The organism is Kitasatospora sp. NPDC059577 (genome assembly GCF_042735475.1).
Taxonomy (GTDB): Bacteria; Actinomycetota; Actinomycetes; order Streptomycetales; family Streptomycetaceae; genus Kitasatospora.
In genome coordinates, this window is record NZ_JBHWBZ010000117.1 from 1 (window position 1) to 2439 (window position 2439).

The window sequence follows — 2439 nt, forward strand, 5'->3', positions numbered from 1 at the left end:
GGAATGAGACAGGACGGAGTGCGCATCTTCGGCGGGCTTTCGTGGGCAGGTGCCACGCCGGTCACTTCTGCCTCGGGAGTCGCGCCAAGGGCTCCAACCGGACGGCTCGAAAACCCGCATCAACCAGCGCTTTCATGGGTGAAACGCCCAGTCAGACCCTGTTTGCCGCGATCGACCGGTGAACGCCCGGCGACCTCGCCGCCGGGGGCCTTGGTGATGGCGCCGTCGACGGCGATCTGGTCGAGCACGAGCCCGACGATCCGGTCGTAGGACTCCAGCGCGATCTGCTTGAGCCGGACGAAGATGCCGAGCCGGATCCACTCGTCGCGGCGGTTACGGATGGTGGTCGCAGAGCAGGTCGTATCGGCGATCGCCTGGTAGGAGCACCCGAACCGCAGCAACTGCAGCAACTTGTCGAACACGATCCGGTCGCTGATGCGGGGCCGGTGGCAGCCCAGCGGATGGGCAGGATCGACCGTCGGACGCTCGGGCAGCAGCGCCGAGAATTGGTCCCACAGCGGGTTGGTCAGCCAAGATGGAAGCACAGGCACAGATCCCCCCAGTGATCACAGAGCGTCGCAACCCATGATCACGAAGATCTGTGCCCGCCTCGCTGCCGGGGTACTCCACACTGCCAATTTGCGCGAGCTCTAAGCTTCTCTTTTATCTGAGCCTTCTTGAGCCGTCAGGTCGGACGTGGGGAACGTTTTCTGTACAGCGCCAGGCTCAGCCTCCGCCGAAGCGCTGGCAGGAAGGCCTGTCCAAACTCAGCAGAACCGGGCTTTCAGGTGCGTTGCGGGCGCTGGGTTCGGGTGGCACTATCAAAGTGTCACCAGCCATCACGTAGAGATGGCTGGCAGGTCATTCCTGATGTGTAGCAGGCCATCCGTGGTATGGGTCCGCCAAGCTGAGAGCGCGCCGTGTCAGCCCCGTGCATCCTTCGACGAGCCCCGTTCAGGCAGCCATATGAGTGCCGGACGAGGGTGCCGATACCAGGACCACCCGAACTGCTCACCGCTGACCATAGGCTGACGCACCGTAGCTCCCAAATGCGTCAACCTCGTCTCGCGCGCTGCTGGCTTGTCTGAGCCTACGAAAGACAGCGAGGTGCATCGTTATGACTGACGTTCCGGTGCCCGGTGACTATGACGGAGACGGCACGCTGGACACGGCGTTCTGGCGTTCCGCTGAAGGAATCTGGTTCATCGATCCCGGTTCCGGCGGCGCGCAGCGCGTGGTTCAATTCGGTCAGGATGGAGACATTCCTGTCCCGTGCGACTTTGATCGCGATGGCAAGCTGGACCTCGCGGTCTGGCGTGCCAGCGACCATACGCTGCGCGTACGTCCCTCCTCCGGTGCGAGGGACTGGTCTCTGCCGACCCCTCAGGGCGATGAGGTTCCCAGGCCTGATGACCGCCACGCGCTCACCTTGCTTGCCTACACGTTCTTCGTACTGAGCGTGCGACTGGAGGGCGCTGGTTGGTCTGATGAGGCGCTCGCGGCGGCCCGCGAAGGCGTTCGGATATTTCTCCGATTGGCGGCGAGCCCGGGGGAGCAGAATTCGCCGTCGTTCCTCTCCCGCGTTGTGGAACTGGCGGGTCATCTCCCGGTATCCGAGGCCGTAGCACCGACCCAGGAGGCTGTCGCCATCCTGCGGCGCCTGGTCGACACCGACCCCGCCAACCTGGACCACCAAGATCAGCTCGCCTCCGAACTTCACTCGCTCGCGTCGTTCCTGCAGGCCGCCGGGCGCCCGGACGAGGCAGTCATAGCCACCTCAGACGCTGAGGCGGCCGATCTTCGAGCCGCCGCGCTCAGCCGTCTGTTGCGGGAGCAAGGAGGGAGGTGGGTTCCGAGGCTAGGCCAGACTGATGTGCTGGCGGCGCACGCTGTGCTGCTTCGCACCGGGAAAATCCTGCATTTCAGTGGTAGCGAATACGACGCGGACCAGCACAACGACAACCGCAACGACCATACGCGGCTGTACGACTGCACCACCGGCGAGGTGACGGTGGTCGGCTCACCGGTCCAGGACCTATTCTGTTGCGGCCATTCGCTGCTTGCTGACGGGAACCTGCTCGCGGCCGGCGGCACAGCGTCATATGCTAAGTCGGCTACGGAGGGCGGCTTCCACAAGGACCACTGGCCGGGGCTGCGCAACAGCTGGATCTACGACGTCCAGGAATCACGGTGGATGGACCGCGCCTCACTGCTCCCACAGCCCGAGTTCATCGCTGCGCGGCACTCTGCTCCGAGCGTAGTTAGCCGCTTCGGGATGCTGCAAGTGTTCTGGGTCAGCCGGGACGGCAGCATCGTCACACAGGTCTGGCCGACGGTTGAAGGCAGATGGTCTTTACCTCAGATCCTGATTCCCGGCCACGAGCCGTTGGCGGCAACCCCCGGCAGTGCAATAGCGGCAGTGAGCCGAAATGCCGACAA

At 64.1% G+C, this 2439-nt stretch carries 1 protein-coding gene and 1 pseudogene; one reads left to right on the top strand and one right to left on the bottom strand.

Going from position 1 to position 2439, the window contains the following annotated elements; genetic code table 11:
- Positions 1 to 152: 152 nt before the first annotated feature.
- Positions 153 to 551: pseudogene (locus tag ACFV0O_RS40925) on the bottom strand (transposase); the annotation flags it as partial.
- 566 nt (positions 552 to 1117) lie between these two features.
- Here ACFV0O_RS40925 and ACFV0O_RS40930 point away from each other — a divergent pair.
- A partial coding sequence (locus ACFV0O_RS40930; protein ID WP_380349991.1) for an FG-GAP repeat domain-containing protein occupies positions 1118 to 2439 on the top strand: 1322 nt, incomplete at its 3' end.